17 protein-coding genes and 3 pseudogenes are annotated in these 26,731 nt (G+C 74.3%); 13 read left to right on the forward strand and 7 right to left on the reverse strand.

What is annotated here, in order from left to right:
• Window positions 1–116, forward strand: a pseudogene (locus ACFTWP_RS32835) (electron transfer flavoprotein subunit alpha/FixB family protein); the annotation flags it as partial.
• Between the two features lie 242 nt (window positions 117–358).
• Here the strand turns inward: ACFTWP_RS32835 and ACFTWP_RS32840 are convergent.
• Together ACFTWP_RS32840 and ACFTWP_RS32845 are read right to left on the reverse strand one after the other, a co-directional pair.
• Window positions 359–559: a hypothetical protein gene (locus ACFTWP_RS32840; protein ID WP_380268622.1), complete on the reverse strand. Its 201-nt coding sequence runs from the start codon at window positions 557–559 to the stop codon at window positions 359–361.
• 461 nt (window positions 560–1,020) lie between these two features.
• Complete coding sequence (locus ACFTWP_RS32845) at window positions 1,021–1,491, reverse strand: DUF5709 domain-containing protein (RefSeq protein ID WP_380268623.1); 471 nt, start codon at window positions 1,489–1,491, stop codon at window positions 1,021–1,023.
• A gap of 666 nt (window positions 1,492–2,157) precedes the next feature.
• On the opposite strand from ACFTWP_RS32845, the pseudogene ACFTWP_RS32850 reads away from it, so the two are divergent.
• Window positions 2,158–2,778 (forward strand): annotated as a pseudogene (locus tag ACFTWP_RS32850) (serine protease); the annotation flags it as partial.
• 201 nt (window positions 2,779–2,979) lie between these two features.
• Window positions 2,980–3,702, forward strand: a pseudogene (locus ACFTWP_RS32855) (putative Ig domain-containing protein); the annotation flags it as partial.
• A 160-nt stretch (window positions 3,703–3,862) separates the two neighbouring features.
• Here ACFTWP_RS32855 and ACFTWP_RS32860 read toward each other — a convergent pair.
• The 3 genes from ACFTWP_RS32860 to ACFTWP_RS32870 form a co-directional block, all read right to left on the reverse strand.
• A complete protein-coding gene (locus tag ACFTWP_RS32860) occupies window positions 3,863–5,680 on the reverse strand; it encodes a cation:proton antiporter (protein WP_380268624.1) in 1,818 nt (605 codons plus the stop codon).
• A gap of 265 nt (window positions 5,681–5,945) precedes the next feature.
• A complete protein-coding gene (locus tag ACFTWP_RS32865) occupies window positions 5,946–6,284 on the reverse strand; it encodes an SHOCT domain-containing protein (RefSeq protein ID WP_380268625.1) in 339 nt (112 codons plus the stop codon).
• A 5-nt stretch (window positions 6,285–6,289) separates the two neighbouring features.
• Entirely contained in the window at window positions 6,290–6,733 is a 444-nt protein-coding gene (locus ACFTWP_RS32870; protein ID WP_380268626.1) for a DUF6325 family protein, read from the reverse strand.
• Between the two features lie 234 nt (window positions 6,734–6,967).
• Here ACFTWP_RS32870 and ACFTWP_RS32875 point away from each other — a divergent pair, with 234 nt between their 5' ends.
• A complete protein-coding gene (locus ACFTWP_RS32875; protein WP_380268627.1) occupies window positions 6,968–7,891 on the forward strand; it encodes a diiron oxygenase in 924 nt (307 codons plus the stop codon).
• A 98-nt stretch (window positions 7,892–7,989) separates the two neighbouring features.
• Here ACFTWP_RS32875 and ACFTWP_RS32880 read toward each other — a convergent pair whose 3' ends face one another.
• A complete protein-coding gene (locus ACFTWP_RS32880) occupies window positions 7,990–10,482 on the reverse strand; it encodes a ricin-type beta-trefoil lectin domain protein (protein WP_380268628.1) in 2,493 nt (830 codons plus the stop codon).
• Window positions 10,483–10,763: 281 nt separating this feature from the next.
• Between ACFTWP_RS32880 and ACFTWP_RS32885 the strand changes: the two genes are divergently transcribed.
• Window positions 10,764–11,786 (forward strand): polyprenyl synthetase family protein, encoded by a 1,023-nt coding sequence (locus tag ACFTWP_RS32885; protein WP_380268629.1) that lies wholly within the window; start codon window positions 10,764–10,766, stop codon window positions 11,784–11,786.
• 69 nt (window positions 11,787–11,855) lie between these two features.
• On the opposite strand, the gene ACFTWP_RS32890 is transcribed toward ACFTWP_RS32885, so the two are convergent.
• On the reverse strand, window positions 11,856–13,049 hold the full coding sequence (locus ACFTWP_RS32890; RefSeq protein WP_380268630.1) for a PP2C family protein-serine/threonine phosphatase: 1,194 nt from the start codon (window positions 13,047–13,049) through the stop codon (window positions 11,856–11,858).
• Window positions 13,050–13,458: 409 nt separating this feature from the next.
• On the opposite strand from ACFTWP_RS32890, the gene ACFTWP_RS32895 reads away from it, so the two are divergent.
• The 8 genes from ACFTWP_RS32895 to ACFTWP_RS32930 all read left to right on the forward strand — a co-directional run bounded on the left by ACFTWP_RS32895 (window position 13,459) and on the right by ACFTWP_RS32930 (window position 26,725).
• The gene (locus tag ACFTWP_RS32895) at window positions 13,459–13,893 is read left to right on the forward strand and encodes a hypothetical protein (protein WP_380268631.1); all 435 of its coding nucleotides are present in this window, start codon (window positions 13,459–13,461) and stop codon (window positions 13,891–13,893) included.
• Window positions 13,890–14,894 (forward strand): phosphate ABC transporter permease subunit PstC, encoded by a 1,005-nt coding sequence (pstC, locus tag ACFTWP_RS32900; RefSeq protein ID WP_380268632.1) that lies wholly within the window; start codon window positions 13,890–13,892, stop codon window positions 14,892–14,894. The genes ACFTWP_RS32895 and pstC overlap by 4 nt, the downstream gene beginning before the upstream one ends.
• Window positions 14,891–17,839 (forward strand): phosphate ABC transporter permease PstA, encoded by a 2,949-nt coding sequence (gene pstA / locus ACFTWP_RS32905; RefSeq protein ID WP_380268633.1) that lies wholly within the window; start codon window positions 14,891–14,893, stop codon window positions 17,837–17,839. Before pstC ends, pstA begins: the two co-directional genes overlap by 4 nt.
• Window positions 17,836–20,649, forward strand: a complete 2,814-nt coding sequence (locus ACFTWP_RS32910) for a hypothetical protein (protein ID WP_380268634.1) — start codon at window positions 17,836–17,838, stop codon at window positions 20,647–20,649. The genes pstA and ACFTWP_RS32910 overlap by 4 nt, the downstream gene beginning before the upstream one ends.
• A gap of 271 nt (window positions 20,650–20,920) precedes the next feature.
• Complete coding sequence (locus ACFTWP_RS32915; protein ID WP_380268636.1) at window positions 20,921–21,919, forward strand: hypothetical protein; 999 nt, start codon at window positions 20,921–20,923, stop codon at window positions 21,917–21,919.
• Window positions 21,920–22,080: 161 nt separating this feature from the next.
• Window positions 22,081–23,673, forward strand: coding sequence for an Ig-like domain repeat protein (locus ACFTWP_RS32920; RefSeq protein ID WP_380268637.1), 1,593 nt, complete (start codon window positions 22,081–22,083; stop codon window positions 23,671–23,673).
• A gap of 131 nt (window positions 23,674–23,804) precedes the next feature.
• Entirely contained in the window at window positions 23,805–25,763 is a 1,959-nt protein-coding gene (locus ACFTWP_RS32925; RefSeq protein WP_380268638.1) for a hypothetical protein, read from the forward strand.
• Complete coding sequence (locus ACFTWP_RS32930; RefSeq protein WP_380268639.1) at window positions 25,760–26,725, forward strand: sortase; 966 nt, start codon at window positions 25,760–25,762, stop codon at window positions 26,723–26,725. The genes ACFTWP_RS32925 and ACFTWP_RS32930 overlap by 4 nt, the downstream gene beginning before the upstream one ends.
• Window positions 26,726–26,731: the final 6 nt, after the last annotated feature.

The raw sequence follows: 26,731 nt of genomic DNA on the forward strand, positions 1-26,731 counted from the left end.
CGGTGAACAAGGACCCGGAGGCGCCGATCTTCGAGCTGGTGGACTACGGCGTGGTCGGCGACCTCTTCGCCGTCCTGCCCCAGCTCACCGCCGAGACGGCCGGTCGCAAGGGCTGAGAGCGCCGCGCCGCGCGCCCCGTACGCAAGGCCACGGGTCCGCTCCCGGGAGAACGTCTCCCGGGAGCGGACCCGTGGCCTTGCGGTCTGCTCCGGCGGCTCGAGTGCCGCGGGCGCCGGTGCCGCCGGCGGGCGCCCGGCAGCGGGGCTTCACCGCGGCGCGGGCCGATCGTGCGGGCTGATCGTGCGGTAGGACAGTCCGGCGCGGGCCGCACGGCCCGGTCAGCGGACGGGCTCGGGGATCAGGGGAGCAGCCGGTCGAGGGCCGCCTTGCCCTCGGTGGCGAGCTTCTGCTCGGCCCAGGCGAGGTTCTTGGGGGTGAGGTCGCGGCCGGACGCCAGGACGATGTCCTCGGCCGTGACGGGGCCTTCGGAGCCCACGTGCAGCAGGGCGTCGGGGGTGATGCGGTCGGACGGCGGAATCGAGTCGGGCTGAGTGTTCATACTGGCTCCTTGGTGCTTCTCGGGACCGGCGGCCGACCGGCGTTCGCGGCCGGCCTCGCCGGTACTGTTCTGCTCCTCGTCGGTACCGGCCGCCCGTACGGGGCGGCGGGCCCCTCGTCCGCCCGCGGGGTGATCGGGCGCAACCCCTCCGGCTCAGCTTCGCGGGGTCCCCTCCATGGTCCATCCTCCGCCCGTCGCGGGCGCCGCGGCGGGCGGGCGTGTCGTCGCGGCCGGTGGGCCGGGGGCACCGGCCGCGCTGCCGGTCCGGTAGGTGCCGCCGTGCGTTCCGCGCGCTCCGGGACGGGGAGGACGCCGTCCCGGCCGGGGCCCGGCGGCTACTCCCTGCGGGTGGTGTCGCCGCCCTGGAGCCGGCTTTCGGAGTCGGTTCGCGGAGCCGGTTCCCGGTCCGGGCCACCGGTCCGGACCTCGGCCGGGCCGCCCCGCCGGGGAGAGCGGTCGTCTCAGGGGAACTCGCCGTCGGCCGGGATGATGTGCACGGCGGCCTCCTCGGCGGAGGCGGCGGCGCCGTCGATGCCGACGTCCTCGGCGAAGGTGCTGGGAATGCGCCCGGTCGGGGCGGTGAGCCGGCCGGCACGGGCCGCTCCGACCTCGCCGTCCAGCGGCTCACCGTCGGTGTCCGACACGTCGCCGATCCCGTCCCCGACGTCGGCGGCGAAGTCGAGCGCGGGGTCCGGGAGCTCCTCGGTCAGCCGCTGGGCGAGGCTTTCCCCCACACGCTGTTCCTCGGCCGTCGTGCCGACGCGCTCGACCGCGAGTGAGCGTTCCGGTGGCGACCAGCCCTCGTCGTACGGGTCGGCCTCCCGCCCGGTGAGGGTGTCCTGGGCGTCCAGGATGCCGCTGTCGTCGACGATCTCGCCGCCGCCGTCGGGCTGGTAGACGTCGTCGCCCCTCGCGCTGTCCGTCGCTGCCATGGCGTGAGTCCCTTCGTGTGAACCCCTGAACCCCCTGTGCGCTCCTGTGCGTCCGGACGGTCCTGGCCCCGGGGCCCCGGCCCACCCGCCGTGGTGACGAGACGCGGGCACCGCTGTGCCCGCCGTCCGGGGCGGCGCCGGCGCCGCAGCGCCCATGTTCAAGGTTAGGCCGTGTCGGGCCGGGTGGGTGTTCGGCGGGTCCGCGGCGGTGGTGTGCGGGCCGCTGCGCCGTCCGATCGTCACGGAGAGTGAGGGCTCTCCCGGGTGCGGCCGGCCGCCCCGTGCGCCGGCGGTCGGCCCGTCATCCGCCCGCCCGGGGGAGGACTGCTGACGGGCCGGGGCGTCCGCCCGGGGCCGGGGTGGGAGCGGGCCGCCCGGGGCCGGCGGTTCGGGGTGCCCGGCCGGGTCGGCGGTCGCCGCGACGGCGCTTTCCCGTCAATTCCGGGCTCCGGCGGGCGGTCGGCCGTGGGGGCGGGCGTACGGGCGTGCGGGTGTGGTGAGGCGCGACGCCAGGGGCGCCGTGCGCTCCCCGGGGCGCGGGGCGCGGGAATTCGGCCGCGAGTTCGGTCGGCATGGTTGACCTTGTTGAAGTGCCCATGGCAGGTTCTTCCCGGCGTGGGAGTCCGCAACCGGTCGGACGCTCCGTCATCCCCCACAAGGAGAGCCATGTTCAAGAGACTTGTCGCCGCATTCGGCGCGGCCACGGTCCTCGCGGGCGTACTGACCATCGCCGCCACCCCGGCGCAGGCGGCCGTCCAGGCGAGCGACCTCACGGCCACCATCGCGCTGAGCAACTGCTCCGCGTCGCTGGTGCGTTACCCCTCCTCGGTCGACACCGACCGGGCCCTGATGCTCACCAACGGGCACTGCCTGCCGACCATGCCGTCCGCCGGCCAGGTCATCCAGAACACCACGGCGAGCCGCAGCGGCACGCTGCTCAGCCCCTCGGGCACCTCGCTCGGCACCGTCCAGGCGGACAAGGTGCTCTACGCGACCATGACGGGCACCGACGTCGCGCTCTACCAGCTCACGGACACCTACGCGTCCATCACCACCAAGTACGCCACCACGGCGCTGACGATCAGTGACACCCACCCGGTCGACGGCTCCGCGATGTACATACCCTCGTCGTACTGGAAGCAGGTGTGGAACTGCTCGGTCAACGGCTTCGTCCCCACCCTGCGCGAGGACCAGTGGACCTGGCACGACTCGATCCGCTACAGCTCCGGCTGCAACACCACCCACGGCACCTCCGGTTCGCCGATCGTCGACACCGCCACCAAGCGGGTCGTCGGCATCAACAACACCGGTAACGACGACGGCGCGGTCTGCACGCTGAACAACCCCTGCGAGGTGGCGGCCGACGGCACCACCACGGTGACCAAGGGCCAGAGCTACGGCGAGGAGACCTACTGGTTCACCACCTGCCTCGGCACCGGCCGCGCCATCGACCTCAGCGTCAGCGGCTGCCTGCTCACCAAGCCGGTCGGGGCCGCGCCCACGGTGACCAACCCGGGCAACCAGTCCAGCACGGTGAACTCCTCCGCCAACCTGCAGATCCAGGCCACCGGTGGAACCGCCCCGCTGACCTTCACCGCGACCGGCCTGCCCACCGGCCTCTCGATCGGCTCCTCCGGCCTGATCACCGGCACCGCCACCGCGGCCGGCACCTACAACGTCACCGTGACCGCGAAGGACGCCGCGAACAAGACCGGCTCCACCGCCTTCACCTGGACGGTCAGCAGCACCGGCGGCACCTGCACCCCGACCCAGCTGCTCGGCAACGCCGGCTTCGAGACCGGCACCGCGGCGCCCTGGACCACCACCAGCGGTGTGGTCGACAACAGCTCCGGCCAGGCCACCCACGGCGGTAGCTGGAAGGCGTGGCTGAACGGCTACGGCTCCGCCCACACCGACAGCCTCGCGCAGACCGTCACCATTCCGGCCGGTTGCAAGGCGACCCTGAGCTACTGGCTGCACATCGACACCGCCGAGACCGGCAGCACCGTGTACGACAAGCTGACCGTGACCGCCAACGGCACCACGATCGCCTCGTACTCGAACGTGAACGCGAACACCGGCTACGCCCAGAAGACCGTCGACCTGTCGGCCTACGCCGGGCAGTCGGTCGCGCTGAAGTTCAACGGCGTGGAGGACTCCTCCCTGCAGACGAGCTTCGTGATCGACGACACGGCCGTCCAGACCAGCTGACGCCGGGCCCGGCCGGCCGCGGACGACCGTCCCCGGCCGGCCGGGCACTGCTCGGTGCCGTACGCCCGGCGAAGTGCCGTACGGCTTCGGCCCGTACTGTGCGTACCGCCCTGCCCGTACTGCCCGTACTGCCCGTACTGCGCGTACCGCCCTGCCCGTACTATCCGGTGGACGGCGCCGTTGCCGGGCCCAGCAGGATCCGCAGTCCGGTGCCGGTGCCGGTGGCAACGCCGGTGCCGGTGAAGGGGCCTGAGCCGCCGTCCGGGCCGGGAGCGCCGCCGCCCTCGTGGGCGGGGCTCAGCCGGCCGTCCGGTGCGACGGTGAACAGCACGTCGTGGCCGGGCGGGACTTCGGCGGTGACGGGCCGCGCCGAGATCCCGCCGCCGTTCCGGAAGCGCCCGGCGATGGCCCGGCCGGTCAGGCCCGCGGCGAACAGCGGCGCGGTGTCCGGGTCGACCAGGGCGCCGTGCTCCAGCGGCTCGGCGGGGACCAGCCGGTGGACCGCCCGGCCCTCGTCCTCCTGGAGCAGGGCGGACACCAGGGCGTTGAAGTCGTCGTCGGCGGTGAGCAGGTAGACGGCGGTGACACTTTCGCGTTCCGCTCCCTCGCCGCTCGCGCTGGCCAGCAGGTCGCCCCCCGCGAGGTCCAGGCCCGCCGCCCTGATCCGGTCACGCTCCGAGGCCCGGCCGGCCCACACCAGCGCGTCCAGGCCGGCCGACCGCAGGACCCGGCCGAGTTCCAGCACCCAGAGGTCCCCACCGACCAGCAGCGGCCGCGAGCGTGCCGGCCTGACCACGCCCAGCCGTCGGGCCATCGGCGCGGCCGTCAGCCCGTACAGGGTGACGGTGGCGACGATGACGAGGAAGGTCGCGGGCAGGATCCGTGCCGCGCCGCCGATCCCGGCCGCGGCGAGTTCGGCCGAGAAGGTGGCCGCGGTGGAGGCCGCGACGATGCCGCGCGGTGCCATCCAGCCCAGGAAGGCCCGTTCGCCGTGGGAGAGGTCCGTGCCCAGGGTCGAGAGGGCGGCCACCAGCGGGCGGACGAGGACGACCAGGACGGCGACCAGGCCGACGGCCGGCAGCAGGATCGGCCGCAGCGACGACCAGGTGACGGTCGCCGAGATCGAGATGAACAGGACGCCGACGGCCAACGAGACGAGGGTCTCGAAGAACGGCCGTCGGATGGAGAGTTCGAAGGCGGGGAGGGTGGCGACGGCGACGCCCATCGCGATGGCCGCGATCAGCCCGGTGTCCTCGCGGAACGCGTCGCACCCGGCGGCGACGCCGATCACCGTGGCCAGCTGGACGGTCGTCCCGAGGAGTTCGCCGAGCCGCATCCGCACCAGGAGCCACCAGAGCAGCGCGATGCCGACCGCGCCGCCGAGCAGGCCGACGCCGACGCTGGCCAGGAACTGCAGCGCACCGATCCCGAGGCCGTGCTTGTGGTCGCTGATCAGCGCGTGGAAGACCAGCGCGCCCGCGATCCCGCCGACGGCGTCGATGAGCGAGCCCTCCCAGAGCAGGATCCGCTGGAGCCGCTCGTTGGGGCGTACGAAGTTCAGCACCGGCCCGACGACGGTGGGCCCGGAGACGATCAGGATGGTGCCGAGCATCGCGGCCGCCTGGCCCGAGATGCCGAGCAGGGGGGCCGCCGCGAAGGCCGCGATCGGTGCGGTCAGCAGGGCTCCCATCCAGACCAGTCGATGCACCACCCGCCGCGTGTGGCCCCCCAGTTGGCGCAGATCCAGGCCGAGGCCGGCGTCGTAGAGGATCACCGCCACGGCGAGCGAGACCAGCGGGGAGAAGGCCGCCCCGAGGATCTGGTCCGGATGCACGGTGTCGGTGATCGCGCCGGCCGCGAAGCCCAGCGGCAGCAGCACGATGATCGCGGGGATCCGCAGCCGGGCGGCGAGCACCTGCCCGCCCACGGCCAGCACCACGATCAGACCCACGCCGATGAGGATCTGCTGGGAGGTCATCCGTGACCGGTCCTTCCGTTGCTGCCGGCCCGGGGCCGGTGGGGACCATGGCGGTCGGGGTCGGGGTCGGTCGCAGTGGTCGGGGGAGAGCGGGCCGTCCGCGCGGAGGTGCCACCGCGAGGGGAGCCGACGGGCGCGCCCGTGTGCCGTGCCGGGATGATGCGGGGGAGCCGCGGCCGAGGCCGGGGCGACGGACCACTCGGGCCGGCGGCGAGGGCACCCGACGCCGGCCGCCCCGTAGGGGGACGGCCGGCTGGGTGGTGCTTCAGGAGTTGAGCACGCGGGCCTTCTCCGCGGCGAACTCCTCGTCGGTCAGCAGCCCCTGGGCCTTGAGGTCGGCCAGGGCGGTGAGCTTGCCGATCCGGTCCTCCCCGGCCGCGGGGGCGGCCTGGGCCTGCTGGCCGGCCGTCACCTGCGCCGCCGCCTGGGCGGCCGCCTGGTCCACCATCGCCTGCTGCTGGGCCGCCGCGGCCTGCTCCTGCTGGGCGGAGCGTTCGGCCGCGCCGCGCTGCATCCGCCCGGACACGGTGGTGGCGGTGCCCGCCACCACGGCGGTGCGGGCCACCGTGCCGAGCAGGCCGGGCCTTCCCATCCGTCGACGCATCGTGATCAGTCCTCCTCGTCGAGTGCGGTGATGGCCCTGAGCACCTCGTCGCGCGGGATGCGCTCCAGCAGGAGCACCTCGCCGTGCGAGGCGCGCAGCGCCGCCGCGAGCCGGGCGGCCCAGGTGTTCTCCCAGACCACCACCAGTGCCGAGGTCTCCGGCGGGAGTCCGGCGGCGGCCGCTGCCAGATCCTCCTCGCTCAGCAGGTCGAACTCGTCCGAGGTGGCCCGGGCGAAGGCCGCGGCCACCTCGGAGTCGGTGACCTCCACCACCGCGACCGCGCCGTCGCGGTCCTTGCGGATGAAGGTGAGGTCGAGGATGCGGACCGTTCCGCTGTCCTGGAGGTCCAGCAGGGCCGGGGCGACCTCCCCGTTGAATCGATTGCCGTCGAAGGAGACCACCGCGACGTCCACCGGGCCGACCGTGTCGGCTGTGAGACCCCTGGGCACTTCGTCACCCGCTCTCTGAACCGTCTCGCTGAACCGTTTCTCGTGGTGAATACGAACATATCGGACAAATACTCTCGGGGTGGCGGTCCGCCCGCGTCGCGTGTCACCGGCGCGGGCGAGAAGGGGTCGTCAGCTCTATTGACGCTGTGTCTAATAGCTTCTAGCTTCTGGACGGGGCCCGCTGCTCGGTCGCCCCCACGGTCGGTCGCCCACCCAGGAGTCGAGGAGCCGCTCATGACAGCCACCACCCGCCGGGCGAAGACCGGGCCGGACGCGCCCGACCACGCCCCGGCCCGCGAACGCACCGCCCGGCGCCTGCTCGCCTCCTCCGCCAAGCTCTCCTTCGACCCGCTGACGGACGTCGACTGGGCCGCCGCCCCGGAACCCGGCCGCTTCTACGGCCCGCCGCACCGCCTCTCGCTCTACGGCACCCCCCAGTGGGAGCGGATGACGGAGGAGCAGCGGATCGAGCTGAGCAAGCACGAGGTCGCCAGCATCGCCAGCGTGGGGATCTGGTTCGAGGAGATCCTCATGCAGATGCTGCTGCGGCACGCCTTCGACCGCGATCCGACCACCGCCCACGTCCAGTACGCCCTCACCGAGATCGGCGACGAGTGCCGGCACTCGGTGATGTTCGCCCGGATGATCTCGTGGATGGGCGTGCCGGCGTACGGCCCCGGCCGGGTGGCGCACGAACTGGGGCGGATCTTCAAGGCCGTCTCGACCCACAGCCAGACCTTCGGCGGCACCATGTACGTCGAGGAGATCCTGGACGCCTTCCAGCGGGAGGCGATGGCCGACGAGACGCTCCAGCCGCTGACCCGCCAGGTCTCCAGGATCCACGTGATCGAGGAGTCCCGGCACATCAGCTACGCCCGGGAGGAGCTGCAGCGGGAGCGCCTCGGCCCGGTGCGGCGACGCTGGGAGCAGCTCCTCATCGGGGTGATCGTCTACTTCTCCACCACCAGCCTGATCAACCCCCGGCTCTACGCCGCCGTCGGGGTTGACCCGGCGGAGGGTCGCCGGGCCGCCCGCCGCAACCCGTTCTGGCACACCACCAAGCGGGAGATGGCCGCCAAGACCCTGGAGGTGCTCGACCGGGCCGGGCTGGTCGGCCGGGCCAACCGCTGGCTGCTGCGGGCGGCCGGCGTGGTGTAGCCGGGCCGCCCGCAGCAGCCAGCTCGCGCCCTCGCCCGCCCGCAGCAGCCGCCCGCCGTTTCGCCCCGCCCGCTGTCGCGCCCCGCCGGCCCGTGCGATCAGACGCGGACCCAGTGCCGGCTGTCCGCGCCCGTACAGACGCCCAGCTCCAGCGGGGCGCCGTCGCCGGTGCTCGCGCCGGCGACGGCCAGGCACAGCCCCGACCGCGCGCCGACGAAGCTGCCGTCGCCGTTCCGGACCCACCGCTGGCCCGGGCCGCCGTCGCACTCCCCGAGGACGATCCGGGTGCCGGGGGTGGTGCCGTGGCCGGCGGTGTCCAGGCACCGGCCGGCGATCCCGAGGCTGCCGTCGGGAGCGATGGTGACCCGCTGGGCGCTGCCGCCGCGGCAGGTCCGCTGCGCCACCGCGCCGGCGGCAGCGGCGGTGCCCGCGTCGACGCACCTGTCCGAGCCGACCCCGACCAGGCTGGAGGTGGGCCCCGCACCGCTGCCGGTCACGGTGAGGTCGTCGAACTGCGCGGGGTGGTAGCCGGCGGTGCCGAGGCCCGCGAGACCGACGGCGTACGTGGCGTCGGTGACGCTGCCGAGCACGGCGCCGTCCAGTGCCGCGGTGATGGTGCTGCCCCGGAACCCGAGGGCGACGGTGTGCCAGGTCGAGTGTCCGAGGGGGCCGGCCGTCCCGCTGAGGAGGGTGGTCGTCGAGGCCTCGTCGTCGGGGCTGTTGCGCAGGATCGACCAGGCGCCGGTGTCCGAGATCCGCAGGTAGTAGCCGGCCTGGTGGCCGGGGGCGCCCTTGGACTGGCGGGTGGCGCGGCCCAGCAGCTCCACGCCCCCGCCGGGCTGCGGGAGCAGGGCGTCCAGGCTGACGGTGTAGTCGCCCCAGTCGGGGTCGCCCAGCAGCGCGAACGGCTCGCAGTCGACCCGGGACCACTCGATCGGCCGGGTCGGCGCCGCCTGCCGCAGGCAGGTGCCGGTGCGCCCGCCGGTGCACGGCGCGGCCTCGAAGGAGCCCTGCATGTCGGCGAGGTAGCGGGCCTGCCGGCCGGCGGCCAGGAGCTCGAAGTCGTCGCGGTACGGGAGCGGGAGGCCGTGCCGGGCGGGGACGGGGCCCGCTCCGCCCGGCACGCCGGCGCCGAGCGGGTCGGGGGGCTCGGTGGTGGTGAGGGTGTAGGCGTGGCCGGGCTGGAGGGTCAGCGAGAAGGCGCCGGCGGCGGGGGAGACGTCGGGCAGCCGGGTCATCCAGCGCGCGGGGTCGGTCGAGTCGAGGGCGCTGTCCCAGACGTGCACGGTGGTGGCGGGCAGACCGCGTACCCGGAAGTCGACCGGCTGCGCCGCGGTGGCCGTGGTGGTCTCGATCACCGTGGTCCAGTCGGCCCCGTCGGGGGACTTCAGCGAGACGTGGCTGCCGTTGGCGCGGTCGCCGCCGAGGTAGCCGCTGCCGGTGTCGAGGTACTGCCACCCGGCCCGGGTGAACCGGGTGGTGTGGGCGGTGGCCCACAGGTTCCGCCCCGCGGTGTAGTTGCCCGACCAGGGCTGGTTGGCCAGCAGGAGCCCGTCGGTGGAGAAGGGCAGGCTCTGGGGGACGGCGGCGACCAGGGGCCAGTTGATGTAGGAGGTCATCCGGGCGTCCAGGTAGGCGCGGTTCGTCCCGCGCACCAGGGCGACGCCGTCCTGGTGGTCGTGCGATCCGCTCTCGCTCGCCCAGATCCGCTTCCCGCTGCGCAGGGCGTTGTCGTTCGGCGGCCGGCAGTCCGTCTGGGCGGTCAGGTAGCCGCAGGGGTAGTGGATGCCGATGACGTCGACCGCCTCGGCGAAGGCCGGGTCGGCGGCCATCCGGTCGGCCACCGTCCAGTTGTTGCCGCCGTCGTCGGCCCCGACGATCCGGGTCGGCAGTCCGCGGGCGGCGAGGGCGGCGTGGAACTCCCGGTACCAGGCCTTGTCGACGTCCTCGTGCTCGTTCCAGCCGCCGATGTAGTCGATGGTCAGCCCGTGGTCGGACCGGGCGTGCTCGATCCACCGGAGGTAGTAGTCGATCATTTCGGTCGACCAGAAGGACCCGATCCAGCCGGGGGCGCCCCAGGCGAGGGCGTAGAGCCTGATGTCGGGGTTCCGGGCCTTGGCCTGCTCCATCAGCCACCACTCGTAGCCGCGGTCGTAGTCGACGTCGGTGGCCGTGTGCTCGGCGCTGGGTTCGGCGCCGTCGGTGGAGTTGGTGTCCCCGCCGACCTCGACCTTCAGGACCTGCAGGCTGGCGCCGCGGCCCGGGGTGAAGAGCAGGTCGAGGATCTCGCTGCGCTGCGGCTCCGGGTAGTCGTACAGCAGCCGGCTGTTGCCGCCGCCGCCGCTGGCCGCTCCGATGCCGTCGAGGATCCGGCCTTCGGAGGCCCCGTCGACGGTCACCGTCCGGGTGGCCGCCGGGGCGGTCACGGCCGCCGGCCGGGTCGGGGCGGGAGCGGGAGCGGCCGTGACGGCCCCCGCCCCGGCCGGCGTGAGGGCGGCGGCGAGGGCCGCGGCGAGGGCGCGGGCCGCGAGGCGGCGGACCCGGCCGCGCGGGCGGACCCGGTGGCCGGGTGCGGGTGGGTCGGCCGGCAAGGCGGGCTCCTGGGGTGCTCCGGAGGGGTGACGGGCGATCACGGTCGGGTGCGGACCGGCCGGTCGGGGGAATCGTCGGCGGCGCCGGTGCGGGGGAGGGCGGCGCCCGGCCGGTGGTACGGGTCCGTCATACCGGTTCGCCCGCGTCCGGGGCGGTGGCGCGCCGCGGGCACTGGCCCTACCGGGTGAGCCCTATCGGGTGAGGGCGCCCTACCGGGTGAGAGCCGGCATGGAACGGCCCCCGTTCCGGGAACGTGTCCCCGAAACCCTGGAGGCCGCAATTGCAGACCGTACGCACCTCGGAGCGGATCACCGAAGCGGTGACCGCCTATCTCGAACCCGCCCTGCGCGAGGCGACCGCCAAGCTCAGCCAGCCGGTCAGGCGGATGGCCGAGTACCACTTCGGCTGGATCGACGCGGACGGGAGGCCCTCGGTCCCGGTGGGCTTCCGGCGCCGCCCGGCGCTCGTGGCGCTGCTGTGCGCGGGGAGCACCAGGGAGGCCTGGGACGCCGTCCGCAACGCCGCGCTCGCGGGCACCCTGATGTCCGCGGGGGGCACCGTGCACGACGACATCGGGGACCAGGAGATGCTCCGCAAGGGGCGCCCGACGCTCTGGACGGTCTTCGGCGTGCCCGCCGCCGTCCAGGTCGGGGTCGCCATGCACTGCCTGGCCTTCGAGCTGCTGGCGGCGGAGGGCACCCCGGCCGCCGCCGAGCTGAGCCGTCAGGCGGCCTTCGCGATCCGCGAGTGCTGCTCCGGCCAGATCCGCGACCTGGCCTCGGAGGGCAGTTCGCAGGCCGACCTGCAGGGCGCGCTCGACCTGCTGGAGAGCACCATCGCGCTGCCCACCGCCGGGGTGGCCATGGTCGGCTCGCTGGTGCGCGGGGCGCCGGCCGAGGAGGTCGCGGCGGCGAAGCTGTTCGGCTACCACGCCGGTATGGCGATGGCCTTCTTCGACGACTGGGAGGGGGTCTGGAGCAGCTCCCGCGACCTGCTGGAGGATCCGCTGGCCGACCTCCGCCGGCGCAAGGCGCGGGCCTTCGTGGCGGTGGCCCTGCAGTCGGCCGGGCCGGCCCGTGACCGGTTGGCGGCGTTCTACGACGGCACCTCCGAGCCGAGCCTGGCCGAGCTCGAACAGGTGGCCGCGCTGATCGAGGAGTGCGGGGGCCGTGGCTGGCTGGAGGAGCGGATCAGGGAGCACGTCGGGCTGGCGGTCCGGTTGCTGCCCGCGGCGGTGCCCGACCCGGTCGCGCAGGCCGAGCTCGCGGCCTTCCTGCGCGTGATCGGCGACGAGCTGCCGTAGCGCGTGGCCCGTGGTCGCTCCCGTACCCGTGGCCCGCGAGCCGGCCCTGCGGTGCGCCGGGTGCCCGGCTCACCCGTGCGGCCGCGGCCGGCCGGCGGGCCACCCGGTGGTGCCCTCGGGCGCCGCGTGGGCGGCGAGGTTCCCGGTGGGACGCCACTGCGAGGGGGTGCGGCGCACGGTCAGGGCGGCGATGTCGTCCCGCCGGGCGCCCGCGGTGAAGCGGTCGATGTCGGCACGCAGGGCGGCGAGCAGCTCGGCGGGCGGCAGCGGGGCCAGGGCCGGCAGCCGTGCGTCGAGCGGGTAGAAGCGGCCGTCGGGGTCGCGGGCCTCGGTGACGCCGTCGGTGTACAGCAGCAGGGTGGTCCGTTCGGGGAGGTCGAACCAGCCGACGGTACGGGGGTCGTCGGCGAGCGCGGCCAGGCCGAGCGGCACCGCCGTGTCGGGGATCGGGACCGGCCGGCTGCCGTCCACGTCCAGCAGGTACGGCTGGAGGTGGCCGCAGTTGACCACCTGGACGCCCTCCTCGTCGTCGATGCCCAGGGCCAGCGCGGTGACGAACCGCGAGGGCTCGTCGTTCTCCTCGACGTAGGCGTTGTGGCGCACCACCGCGTCCTCCAGGGCGTCGACCACGGCGGTGAGGGTCGGTTCGCGGAACGCGGCCTCCCGGAACGCGCCGAGGACGGCGAAGCCGGTGCCGATGGCGGCCAGCCCCTTGCCCTGGACGTCGCCGATCAGCACCCGGGTGCCGTACGGCGAGCTGACGACCTCGTAGATGTCGCCGCCCACCATCCGGTCCTCCTCGACCGGTGCGTACAGGCCCTCCAGCATCACCTGCCGGGTGACGACCGGGAGCGGGCGCAGGATCTGCCGCTGGAGGGTGACCAGCGTGGACCGGAGGCGGTCGAGTTCGTGCTGGCGGGCGGTCCGCCAGGAGCAGGCGGTGACGGCCAGGACCTGGAAGGCGAGCGCGGCGATCGAGGCGGCGACCGCTTCGGCGCGGTGGGCGGGGGGCTCGTAGGCGAAGGAGGCCCAGAGGCCGGCCATCGCCCAGGCGGAGGCGATCACCGTCTGCCGGACGGAGCCCAGCCCGGCCGCGAACGCGGGCAGCACGATCAGCAGGGGTGACAGCCGGGAGGCGGTGTGGGTGGTGACGGCGAGCACCACGTCCAGCAGGGTGACCAGGGCGATTCCCAGCCAGAACACGTGGGCGGGGAGCGCGTAGGAACCGGACGTCGCCGGCCCCGGGGTGCCTGCTCGGGTCATCTGTCCTCTCCTGGCTCCGCCTCGGCCTGCCGGACATGGCAGGGTTTCGCACAGAACGCGTACTCCCTCCCCTCCATTGGCGCGTGGGGCGTCGTTCACCGCCACCCGGCCCGCCGTCCGGCCGGTCGCCCGGGCCGCCGCTTCCGTCGGCGCGGAACCGGCCGGCGTTTCGGCTGATCCGCGGCCCCGGACGGGCGTCGCCCGGCCGCCCCGTCCGCCGGGCGGGCCCGGGGCAGTGCGCTGACGGGGCGTCAGAATCGTATACAAAGTGTGGGACCGGTGAAAGCGGACCGCGCCGTTCGTTCAGCTGGTCCGTGTCCGGCGTTCACCCCGTTGCACCTGGGAGGTCCCGCTGAGCCGACACCGTCCTCTTTCAGCCAGGGAGTGCGGCGGAAGGGCGAACACCGGCATGAAACATCCCAGATTTCTGATCGTCAGCAGACCGTCCCGCCTGGATCGTTCGGCGAGCGGAACGGTCTGGCGGCTGCTCGGTGCCAACAACCGGCACCTCGGGCAGAGCGAGGAGACGTTCCGGGACGCCGCCGCCTGCCGCGCCGCCATCGAGGAGTGCCAGCACCGGCTGGACGAGGGCAGGGCGACCCTGTGCTCGCAGGGCAACGGCGGGCTCTGGCTCTGGAAGCTGGAGCTGGACGGCCGCACGGTCGCCTGCTCGGCGCGGGGCTACCGGCGCCAGCGCGAGTGCCAGTACAACCTGGCCCGCTTCCTCGCCGGGGCCCGCACCGCGGCGGCGGCGGCCCGCACCGAGGCGGCGGCCGGCTCCGGGCCCGCCCCGGCCGGCTCCGCGACCGCCCGACCGGGTGTCCTGACCGGCGGTGCCGGGTGAGCACGGACCAGCTGCTGCCCGGCTCGGACACCCCCCGCAAGCCGGCCGCCAACCCCGGCGCGGCGGACCGCGTCTTCCTGCTCTGGGCCCGCTTCAGCGGTGCCTTCGTCCTCCTGGTGATGCTCGGCGTCGGCGGCTACCTGGCGGTTCGGGCGACCCGCGCGCTGCGCGTCGCCGGGCTGTCCTTCCTGACCACCGAGAGCTGGAACCCGGACGGCGGACACGGTCAGTTCGGCATCGCCGCGGTGCTGGTCGGCACCGTGCTGATCGGCGGCATCGCGGTGGTGCTGGCGGTGCCGCTGGCCCTCGGCAGCGCCCTCTACATCAGCGAGTACGCACCCCGGAAGCTGCGCCGGACGCTGATCGGCATGGTCGACCTGATGGCCGCCGTCCCCAGCGTGGTCTACGGGGTCTGGGGCTTCGTCCTGCTGCAGTACCAGCTGACCGGCGTCGCCCGCTGGGTCTCCACCTACTTCGGCTGGATCCCGCTCTTCAAGGTCAACGGGGTCGACGTGGACGACCCGCTGACCCCGCCCCTGGTGTACACCGCGTCCAGCGTGATGGCGGGCACCGTGGTGGCGTTCATGATCACGCCGATCATGTGCTCCATCATGCGCGAGGTCTTCGACCAGGCACCGGCCGGCGAGCGCGAGGGCGCCTACGCCCTGGGCAGCACCCGCTGGGGCATGATCCGCTCGGTGGTGCTGCCGTTCGGCCGCGGCGGCATCATCGGCGGCACCATGCTGGGCCTCGGCCGGGCGCTCGGCGAGACCATCACGGTCTACCTGATCCTCTCGATGACCTTCGAGATCCAGCCGCACATCCTGCAGACCGGCGGCAGCGCCGTCGCCCCGATGATCGCGCTGCGCTACGGCGACTCCACCCCGTTCTCCATCTCCGCCCTGATGGCCGCGGGCCTGGCGCTCTTCCTGCTGACCCTGGTGGTCAACTTCGCCGCGGCCGCCGTGGTCGCCCGCAGCCGCTCGGGAGCCAGCTCATGACCACCGCCCCGCCCCGCACCACCGTGGTGCGCACGCCCGCACCGGCGGCCCCCCAGACGCGCCGCCGCCCCGGCCGGCGCCGGGCCTCCGACCACTACGCCTTCTGGGGCAGCCTGGCCGGCGCCGTGGCGCTCTCCGCCCTGCTCTTCCAGCGGCTGGCGCCGTTCAGCGGCGGCATCGGCTTCGTGGTCTGCACCTGGCTGGCCTTCCTCGGCCTCTACGCCCTGCTCGTCTCCCGGGACGAGAGCGGGCTGGCCGTCCGGGACAAGCTCGCCTCCGCCGTGGTGCACAGCATCGCCGCCCTGCTGCTCGCCGTCCTGGTGTGGACGGTCGGCTACGTGTTCATGCACGGCTTCGACGCCCTGCGGCACACCAACTTCTACACCCAGGACCTCTCCGAGGCCGGGCCCGCCGACCCGCTCGACAAGGGCGGCGCCCTGCACGCGCTGATCGGCACGCTCACCCAGATCGCCATCTCGCTGGCGATCACCATCCCGCTCGGGGTCAGCTGCGCGGTCTTCCTCAGCGAGGTCCCGGGCCGGTTCAGCCGGCTGGTGCGCACCCTGGTCGAGGCGATGACCGCGCTGCCCTCCATCCTGGCCGGGCTGTTCGTCTACGCGGTGGTGCTCAGCCTTGACGCGCACCGCTCCGGACTCGCCGCGGGCGTGGCCCTGTCGGTGATGATGCTGCCCATCCTGATCAGGGCCGCCGACGTGGTGCTGCGCCTCGTCCCCGCCTCGCTCAAGGAGGCCTCGTACGCGCTGGGCGCCGGCCGGTGGCGGACGGTCTGGACGGTCACCCTGCCGAGCGCCCGCTCCGGACTGGCCACCGCCGTCATCCTCGGGGCCGCCCGCGGGATCGGCGAGACCTCGCCGGTGCTGCTCTGCTCGGGCTACACCAAGAACCTCAACCTCAACCCGCTGGACGGCCCGCAGGCCAGCCTGCCGCTGATGGCCTTCACGCTGGTCAAGTTCCCCTCCCAGTTCCAGGTCACCCGCGCGTTCGGCGCGGCGGCCGTCCTGCTCGCCCTGGTGCTGCTGCTCTTCCTGGTCGCCCGCACCCTCGGCGGGCGCGGCCCCGGTGAACTGACGAAACGTCAGATCCGCCGCAGGGCGAGGCAGTCCGCCGACGACCTGGGCCGGATGGCCGCGATCCCCACTGCCCGAAAGGCGCCCGTGCTCACCCGTACCGTCACCCTCCTGGCCGCGCTCGCGGTGTTCAGCACCTCCCTGCTGCTCGGCTCGGCCCCCCGGGCGGCGGCGGCCGACTACCGGCGGATCAGCGGCGCCGGCTCCACCTGGAGCAGCAACGCCGTCGACTCCTGGGTCAGCAACGTCCGCCAGTACGGCATGACGATCGACTTCGACGCGCAGGGCTCCAGCTACGGGCGCAACCAGTTCAAGAACGGCGCCACCGACTTCGCGGTCTCCGAGATCCCCTACGGGCTCACCGACGGGGGCCAGTTCGACGCCCCGCCGCCGTGGCCGATGGCCTACCTGCCGATCGTCGCGGGCGGCACCGCCTTCATGTACAACCTCAAGATCAACGGCAAGCGGGTCACCAACCTGCGCCTCTCCGGCGACGTCATCGCGAAGATCTTCACCGGCCAGATCACCCGCTGGAACGACCCCGCGGTGGCGGCCGACAACCCCGGCCTGAAGATGCCCGACGTCGCCGTCCGCCCCGTCGTCCGCTCGGACGGCTCCGGCACCACGGCCCAGCTCACCACCTGGCTGAGCAAGCGCCAGCAGTCGACCTGGGACGCCTACTGCGTCAAGTCCCCGCGTCACGCCCCCTGCGGGATGACCTCCTTCTTCCCGCTGCTCGGCGGCTCCACCTGGCAGGCGCTGGGCACCTCGGTGGCCGTGGCGAACGCCGTCGCCACCGACTCCAACGTCGGCGCCATCACCTACGTCGAGTACTCCTACGCGCTGAACAGCGGGTTCCCGGTCGTCAAGATGCTCAACCCGGCCGGCTACTACGTCGAACCCAAGGGGCAGAACGTCTCGGTGGCGCTGGAGAAGGCCCAGATCAACGCCGACCTCACGCAGAACCTCGACGCCGTCTACGACAACAACCTGCCGAACTCCTACCCGCTCTCCAGCTACAGCTACATGGCCGTGCACGCCTCCGAGGTGGGCACCTTCACCGCCGAGAAGGGCAGGACGCTCGCCGCGTTCGGCTACTACTTCCTCTGCGAGGGCCAGAAACAGGCCGACCAGCTCGGCTACTCCCCGCTCACCAGGCAGCTCGTACAGTCCGCCTTCGAGCAGTTCGCCAAGGTGCCCGGCAGCGAGGCCCGCGCCTTCGACGCCGCCAAGTGCAGCAACCCCACTTTCGGACCGGGCAACACCAACCCGTACGCGGCCGGCGCGCCCAAGCCCCAGGACTGCGACAAGAAGGGCTCCGGCGGCCAGTGCGGCACCGGGACCGGCGGCGCCGCGCAGACTCCGACCCAGACCAACACCGGTACCGGTGGCACCGGCGCCGGCGGCACCACGGGCGGTGACGGCGGTGACGGCGGCTCCGACGGCTCCGACGGCTCCGGCTCGGGCTCGGGCTCCGGGGGCGGCGGCGGTTCGGCCGCCACGGGCGGCGGCGCCGCGGCCACGGGTGGCTCCGCCGCGGGCGGAACCGCCGCCGGTGGCACGGCCGGTGGCGCGGCGGGCGGTACCGGCGGCGCGGCCGGCGGCGGAGACCCGGCACTGAGCGGTGGCGCCGGCGGCGGGGACCCGGCGCTGGGCGGCGGTGGCGGCAGCACCGGCGGCTCGGGCGGATCCGGTGGCCAGCAGGTCAGCGCCGACTCGATGGCCATCGCCGCGGACGCCGGCAGCGGCCTGCGGTACTCGCTGATGGTGATCGCCGTACTGCTGCTCGGCGCCGTCATCGTCCTGCCGCCGCTGGTCGCCGGTCGCGCGGCCCGGGCCACGAAGGAGCGGGCATGACCAGGGCCACCGGCCTGCGCAGGGTGCTGCGCACCACGGGCCTGCTCACCCTGCTGCTGGCCACCGCGGCCGGGGCGGCGCTGTCCGCCACCCCCGCCGGCGCCCCCGGCAAGGTCCCCGTCGCGGCCACCGGCGCACCGGACATCCCGGTGGACGCGATGACCGCCGCGCCCGTCCCGATCGACCCCCCGGCGACCTCCAGCGCCCCGGGCGCAGCCACCGCCGCTCCGGCCGGGTCCGCCGTCCCGGCGCCGACGCCGCAGCCGGCCGCGCGCACGGCGCCGCTGACGGCCACCTCCTCCTCCGCCTTCGCGGCCCAGGAGGTGGGCGGCGCACCGACGGCCGTCGGTGACCCGCTGCCGGTCGTGGTGCACGGCACCGGCGAGTTCGCCGACCTGGAGGTGACGGTCAGTCAGACCACCCACCTCGTGAACCAGGTGATCGGCCTGACCTGGAAGGGCGGCCGGGCCACCACGCCGAGCCCGATGTCCTTCGGCCAGAACTACCTGGAGGTCATGCAGTGCTGGGGCGACCAGGCCGCCGGACCGGACCGCGAGCAGTGCCAGTACGGCGCCTCCAAGGGTGACGGCCGCGGTGGCGCGTACGTGCCCAGCCGGCAGCTCAACTACGGCCGCACGCTGACCGATCCGGCCGAGACGATCCGCCCGGCCGGCGAGAACCAGAACGTCTACGCGCCGTTCCGCCCGGTCAGCGGCGCAGCGGCAGAGACCAACGGCAGCAGCCAGTACTTCGACTCGCAGTCCACCAACGAGGTGCCGTTCGCGCCGACCCGCGCCGACGGCACCGGACAGCTCTACTTCGAGATCCAGACCGGTATGGAGGCCCCGGGCCTCGGCTGCGGCCAGACCCCGGCCGGCCAGCCCGGGCCCTTCACCGAGGGCCGCGCCTGCTGGCTGGTGATCGTGCCGCGCGGTGACCGCGAGGTCGACGGGCAGCCGCCGACCGGCGACTCCGCCAAACTCCAGTCCTCCCCGCTCAGCGCCACCAACTGGGCCAAGCGCATGGTCGTCCCGCTGCACTTCGAGCCGGTCGGCCTGTCCTGCCCGATCGGCAGCACCGAACGCCCCACCAGCGGCAGCGAGATGGCCGCCGAGGCGGTCTGGCGCTGGCAGCCCGTGCTCTGCCGCCAGGCCGGCGGGATCTTCAGCTTCACCAGGACCACCGACTCGCTGGCCCGCGGCCGGCTCCTGCAGGGCGACCCCGGCCTGGTCTACATGGGCTTCCCGCTCCCGCAGGACGCCCAGACGCCCGGCCGGACCCCGGTCTACGCACCGCTCGGCGTCTCCGGGCTCGCCATCTCCTTCGTGGTCGAGAGCCAGTCCTACTCGCTCACCCCCGCCGACATCCGGCAGAAGGACGGCCAGCGCATCCAGGAGATGAACCTGACGCCGAGGCTGGTGGCCAAGCTGCTCACCCAGAGCTACCGGTACGCCGTCAACCCGGGCGATCCGGACGTACCCGCCGGCAACCCGCTCGACCTCACCTCCGATCCGGAGTTCCTCGCCCTGAACCCGCAGTTCAAGAACCTGTACTTCCCGTCCAGGATCCCCGACCTGCTGCTGCCGACCGGCGACAGCGACGCCGCCGCGCTGGTCTGGGCCTGGCTGTTCTCCGACCCGGAGGCCCTGGCCTTCCTGCAGGGCACGGTCAGCCCGGGGTGGGGCGACTCGGTCAACCCGGCCTTCGTGCGGGACGGTCTCATCATGCCGGTGGCCAACTACCCCAAGCCGGACAGCTACTGCCAGAGCTTCCCGGACGACCCGACCAACCGCCCGGCCTGGTGCAACCTCGACTCGCACCCGTACGCCAACACCATGCTGGAGGCGGCCCGTTCGGCGGCCCGCGGGGACACCCTGTCCAAGTCCGTCTGGGACTCCACCACCACCCCCGGCTCGCTCAAGAAGGGCGCGCCGCAGGCCCAGGGCCTGCGCGGGGTGCTGGCGCTCACCACCACCGCCCAGGCGGCCAGGTACGGCCTGAGCACCGCCCGACTGCGCAACGGCAAGGGCGAGTTCGTCGCACCGGACAACACCTCGATGCTGACGATGCTCGACCAGGGCCTGGTGCCCACCACCAGCGGCATGCCCATCGTGTCGCCGGCGGCCCCGGTCACCGGCGGCTACCCGCTGACCTCGATCACCTACGCGGCGACGGTGCCCTCGGCCCTCGACACCGCGAGCGGGGCCTCCTACGCCTCGCTGCTGCGCTACGCGATGGGCGACGGACAGACGCCGGGCGTCGCGGCCGGGCAGCTGGCCGAGGGGTACGTGCCGCTGCCGGAGGACGTCCGGTTCGCCACCCGGAAGGTCGCCGACGCCATCGAGGCCAGGGCGGGCAAGCCCGAGCCCACGCCGACGCCCACCGCGACCGCCGGGCCCTCCCCGAGCACCGGGCCGACGACGGCGCCGACCCCGACCCCGACCGGCGGCGGCCTGGCGGCCGGTGTCACCGGCCAGACGGTGGTGGAGTCGGTCTCGGACGAGACCGAACCGGCGCCGTCGGGCGACCGGGCGGTCACCGCCGGCCCGGCCCGGTCCGCCGGTGCGGGGGCGGGCGCCGCAGCCGCCTCCCCGTCGCCCACCCCGAGCCCGGCCGGCCCGGCGAGCCCGTCCCCGGCGCACACCCCGGTCGTCCTGGCGCCGGCCACTCCCGCCGCGGCCTTGGCCAAGACGGCGAAGACCGAGGTCGGGAACGTCCGCTTCCTGCTGCTCGGCGCCCTCATCGCCGGAGTGCTGGCGGGCGCGGCCGGGTTGCTCGTGCCGCGTCTGCTGCGCAGGCGCCGACCCTGACGGACGGCGGCCCCGCCAGGCCGCCCGAACCGCCACCGGGCCGCCCGCGCCGGCCGCGCCACCGCCGCCGGGCCGTCCGGGCCCCCAACGACCAACCGCATCCCGCGGCCGACCGCACCCACCGGCCGATCGCGGCCACCGATCCACCGATCCACCGTTCCGCCGGATCCACCGCTTCACCCGGATCCACCCTCAACGCATGTGCGCCACACGGCCGATGACTCCTTCGGCCGTGCCCGAGAGCTGTCTCCACACAGGGAAGAGCACCAAGATGAGCCTCACCAAGAGCCACCTCGCCAAGTGCGTGACCGTCGCCGCCGGCCTCGGCCTGGTGGTGGCCGGCACCGGCTCCGCCCAGGCGGACCCGTCCGGCCCGCCGGTCTACCGTCCGCTCGCCGGCGTCGGCTCGGACACCACCCAGGGCGTCATGAACGCGCTCGCGGGCGACATCACCGTCGGCGGCCAGAAGGTGGTCGGCTCCTACAACGCGATCGGCTCGGCCACCATCGCCACCAAGGAGTCCGCCGACTGCCAGGCCGTGGCCCGCCCGAACGGCTCCGGCGCCGGCCGCTCCGCCCTGCTCAACGAGCTCAACAAGGGCAAGGGCTGCCTCGACTTCGCCCGCTCCTCCAGCCTGAACCTGGCCGCCAGCACCCCCGGCCTGACCTACGTCCCGTTCGCGGTGGACGGCGTCACCTACGCCGTCAGCGCGGGCAGCTCGCTGCCGCTCGACCTCACCACCGCCGACCTGCACGCCATCTACAGCTGCGACCCCGGCTACGTCGGCACCGCGCCGAACTGGGCGATCCGCCCGCTGCTCCCGCAGGCCGGCTCGGGCACCCGCTCGTTCTGGCTGTCGGTCGTCGGCATCACCGAGGCCGACGTGGTCGCGAACAAGTACCCCTGCGTGAGCGACACCAAGGGCGGCAAGAAGATCGAGGAGCACGACGGCCGCGTGCTGGACACCGCGTCGCTGGTGCCGTTCTCGATCGCCCAGTACATCGCCCAGAGCTCCAACACCATCGCGGACATCCGCGGCACCGCCCAGCTCGGCAACATCAACGGCGTGCCGTCGGTGCTGCTGAACACCGGCGCCCCGGCCACCCGTGACGTCTACAACGTCATCCCGACCAGCAAGGTCGCCACCTCCCCGTGGAGCGACGTCTTCGTCGGCGGCACCTCGCAGATCTGCCAGCGCTCCTCGCTGATCAAGCAGTACGGCTTCGGCGTGAACAGCAACTGCGGTGACACCTCGCGCACCACGGGCTGATCCGGCCGCACGCACGCCCGCCGGCCGGCTCCCCGCTCCCCTCGCCGGCCCGGTGCTCCGCTCCACCGCCTGACCCGCTCCGCCGCGTGACCTGCCCCACCGCCCGACCCGCTCCAACTCCTCTCGCCCGCACAGCCTTTCACCTGGAAGCGAGCAACACCGTGAGCATCCGCATAACGCGCTCCGTAGCACTCGGCGCGGCCACCCTGCTGGCCGCGGGCAGCATCAGCATGATCGGTTCCGTCGCGTACGCCGCCGACGAGAGCCCGACCATCGGCACCCTGGCCCTGAACCCGGCCACCGGCGCGGACGACGAGCTGATCAGCGTCGTCAGCTCCGCCTCCTGCCCGGGCGGCACCAACCTGCAGACCCTGGTCTTCGGCCAGGGCTTCCCGGCCGAGGGCTACGGCGTCACGCCGAACCAGGCGCAGTCGGTCTTCCCGCCCGACGCGCAGGGCCACCTGACCATCCCGCTCAGCGACACCATGCGCAGCTTCGCGCAGAAGAACGGCTTCTCCACCCTCTCCGGCAAGTACGAGTTCCGGCTGCGCTGCCGCGCCAAGATCGGCACCACTTACTTCGGCGACTTCGTCGGCGCGGTCTGGTTCACCAGCCCCACCAGCTACACCTCCACCGACCCGAACACGCCGGTCGCGGTGGCCACCAGCACCGCGCTGAGCGTCACCCCGACCGGCTCGGCCACGGCCGGCAGCGACGTCACGCTGACCGCCAACGTCACCCCGGCCGCCTCGGGCACCGTGCAGTTCCTGGACGGTGCCACCCCCGTCGGCACGCCGGTCGCCGTGTCCGGTGGCCAGGCGAGCCTGATCACCGCGGCGCTGACCGAGGGCGCCCACACCCTGTCGGCCGTCTTCACCTCGACGAACGCGGGCTTCCTCGGCTCGACGTCGCCGGCGGTGGCCTACACGATCAGCCCGCGCGGCGCCGCGGCCACCCACACCGCGCTGGCGGTCACCCCGGCGAGCTCCGCCGCCCAGGGCACCCCGGTGCAGCTCAGCGCCACCGTCACCCCTGGTGTCGCGGGCACCGTGCAGTTCAAGGACGGCGGCGCCGTGCTCGACACCAAGCCGGTCGTCGCGGGTGCGGCCCAGCTGAGCGTGAACGGCCTGCTGGAGGGCGACCACTCCTTCACGGCCGCCTTCACCCCGGCCGACCCGGCCGCGTACGCCGCCTCCGCCTCGGACGCGGTGGCGTTCACCGTGACCCCCGTGGTCACCCCGCCGAACCCGGGCGGCCCGACCCCGCCGGCGCCGGTCGGCGAGACCATCACCACCACGGTCGCGCCCGGCGCCCTGGTGATCAGCGTGGCCGGCGGCAACGTCACCCTGCCGCCGCTCACCCTGAACAGCTCCAGCACGCTGTTCAGCACCAACGGCGCGATCCAGACCGTCACCGTCACGGACACCCGTGCGGGTGCCCCGGGCTGGTCGGTCACCGGCCAGGTCGCGCAGTTCGCCTCCGGCACGAACACGATCAACGCGCAGAACCTCGGCTGGGCCCCGAACCTGCTCTCCAAGGGCGACGGCCTGAAGGTCACCCTCGGCGGCCAGGTCAGCCCGGCGAACGGGGTCGGGGCGAACGACAGCGGCGCGCTGGGCCTGCGGTCCGCCCGGACGCTGGCCGTCGCGACCGGTCTCGGCACCGCCAAGGTCGGCGCCGACCTGACCCTGCTCGCCCCGACCTCCACCCAGGCCGGGACGTACCAGGGCGTGCTGACCCTGACCGCGATCTGACGCCCGCTCTTCACCGGGAACCCGTCAGGCCGTAACCCGGTGGCCGGGCCGACCAGGCGAAATGTAGCCAGCCTGGTCGGTCCGGCCGCCGCGCCCCAACCCTCCCTCCCGTAACCGAGGATGACGCCACGATGCAGCACCGATGGCTCCTGGTACCCGCTCTGCTCGCCCTGCTGGCGACCGGCGGCCCCGCGTTCGCCGACGATCCGGTACCGGCCCCCGCCCCGGCGCCGGCCGCCGCGCCGCCCGCCGCGCAGACCTTCGGGATCCAGCCCGCCGGCGAGACCGAGCCGGACGCCCGGGGTACCTTCACCTACGGCGTCACCCCCGGCGCCATCCTCAAGGACCACGTCGCGGTCTGGAACTACAGCGACCAGCCGCTCACCCTGCAGGTCTACCCGGCCGACGCCTTCAACACCGACACCGGCGGCTACGACGTACTGCCCGAGGGCACCCCCTCGACGCAGGCCGGCAGCTGGCTGCGGACCGGCGCCACCACCCTCGACCTGCCGGCCCGCAGCCGGCAGATCGTCCCCTTCACCCTGGCCGTTCCGGGCACCGCCTCGCCGGGCGACCACCCGGCCGGGATCGTCGCCTCGATGCGGACGGAGAGCAAGGACGCCAAGGGGAACGCGGTCACGGTCGACCAGCGGGTCGGCGCCCGGGTCAACATCCGGGTCTCCGGCGACCTGCGGGCCGAGCTCAAGGTGGAGGACGCCCACGCGGTGTACCACCCCAGCGCCAACCCGCTCTCCAGCGGGCACACCACCATCAGCTACGCGGTCCGCAACACCGGCAACGTGCGGCTCGGCGGCAAGCAGGCCGTCCGGGTGGCCAACGTGTTCGGCACCATCGCCACCGGCAACGCACCCGCGGACCTCCAGGAACTGCTGCCCGGCAACGTCGTGCACCACCAGCTGGACGTGGCCGGGGCGTACCCCACGCTGTGGTCCACGGCCGGGATCACCGTCGATCCGCTGCCGATCGCCGGTGACAAGGATCCGGCGCTGTCCAGCAGCGTCGACAAGCGCCGGTTCGCCAGCATCCCGTGGGCGCTGCTGGTCGTCCTGGTACCGCTGGCCCTGCTGGGCAGTTGGTGGTGGCGGTCCGCCCGGCGGCGCCGTCCGCCGGCCTCGCCGGCCGCCCCCGCGGCACCCGGCGCGCCGCTCACCCCGGTCGACCCGGCCGCTCCCGCGCCCGCTGCTCCCGTTCCCCCGGCTCCCGCTGCGTCGGCCGCTCCCGCGGCGCCCGTCCCGGTGACCGCCGGGGCGCCGGCGGCTGTCGGGACCGAGTCGGCCGGGTCGGGCGGGCCGGTGGAGCCCGGCGCTCCGGTCCGGCCGGACGGTCGGTCCGAGCCGGCGACTTCCGGTGCGGCGGCGTCCGGTTCCGGGGCGTCCGGTCCGGGTGTCGTGCTGGCCGGCGTCCTGCTGCTGCTCACCGCCCTGACGACGCTGCAACTCCCGCTGGCCCCTGCGGCGTCCGCCGCCGAGCCGGTGGGCACGCTGTCCTTCGACTACGCGACCGGGCGGGACGACGACGCCCTCGACCTGCTGAGCTCCGGCCAGTGCCCCGACCCGGCGGCCGACTACCTGACCGTCCGGATCACCGGCGCCGGCTTCCCCGCGGAGGGCGCCCCGCTCACCGGGACGGTGGCCGCCTCGGTCTACCGGACGGCCGCCAACGGCGGATACGTGCTGCCGCTCAGCAACACCCTGCGGGTGGTCGCCACCCGCAGCGGCTCCGGGCAGCTGAGCGGCGCCTACACCATCACCGCCAGCTGCCGGGGCAAGGTCAACCCGACCTCCCGGCGGGACTTCACCGGGGTGCTGACCTTCACCACCCCCACCACCTGGCAGGCCGTCTCGGTGGCGGCCGAGGGGCTGATCCACGACTCCGGGGCCGCCGAGCCCGTGCCGCTCGCGGCGCCGGAGGCCGCCCGGCCGGCCGCGGCCGTCGCCCCCCGGCCGGCCGGGACCCCGTGGTTCTCGCTGCTGGCCGTCGCCGCCGGAGCCCTGCTGCTCGGCCGGATCGCCCTGCCGTACGCCCGCCGGTGGCGCAGCCGCCGCCCAGCCCCGGAGGCCGCCGAATGACCGCAACCGAACTCGTCCCGGCGCCGGCCGCCGCGCCGCCGGCCACCCCGGCGCCCGTCCCGCCGCCGTCCGGACCGCCGTCCGTCACCGGGCAGCCCGTGCGGGGCCGCATCTGGCCGGACGGCCCGCAGGCGATCGGCGCCGGGCTGGCCATCGTGGCGGCGCTGCTGTTCGGCCTGCTGCTCGACCTCGGCCCGCTCGGCGGGCTGCGCCACCTGCGCGACCACGAGACCGGGTACGCCGAGCTGCGGGAGACGCTGGCGATGGGCACCGCACCGGTCGGCCAGCTCGACCGGGACGGCAAGCCCGTCCGGCTGGGTACGCCGGTCGCCCTGCTGGAGATTCCCCAGCTGGGCCTGCGCGAGGTGGTCCGGGAGGGCACCACCGGGGGAGTGCTGGCCGCCGGCCCGGGCCACCGCCGGGACACCCCCATGCCCGGACAGGCCGGTACGAGCGTGCTGCTCGGCCGCCAGGCCGGGTTCGGCGGTCCGTTCGGCGTGCTGGGCAACCTCCGTGACGGCGAGACCTTCACCGTGACCACCGGCCAGGGGACGCACACCTTCCGGGTGATCGACCTGCGGCGCGCGGGCGATCCGGTGCCGCCGGTGCTCAAGTCCGGCGCGGGCCGGATCGTCCTGGTCACCGGCGACGGCGCGAAGTACGCCCCGTCCGACCTGCTGCTGGTCGACGCCGATCTGGTGACCGAGGTCAAGCCGTCCGGCGCCCGCCCGCTGACGCCCGGCGCGCTGCCCGCCGCCGAGCGGGCCATGGGGACGGAGGACGCGGCCTGGATCCCGCTGGTGCTCTGGGGCGAGGGGCTGCTGCTCGCCGCCGTGGCGCTGGCCATGGCGTGGACGCGCTGGGGCCGGCGCCAGGCCTGGATCGTCGGTGTGCCGGTGCTGGCCGCGCTCGCCCTCGCGGTCGCCGACCAGGTCGCCCGGTTGCTGCCGAACCTCGTCTGAGCCCCT

This window comes from Kitasatospora sp. NPDC057015, from assembly GCF_042673745.1.
In the GTDB taxonomy this organism is placed as follows: domain Bacteria; phylum Actinomycetota; class Actinomycetes; order Streptomycetales; family Streptomycetaceae; genus Kitasatospora.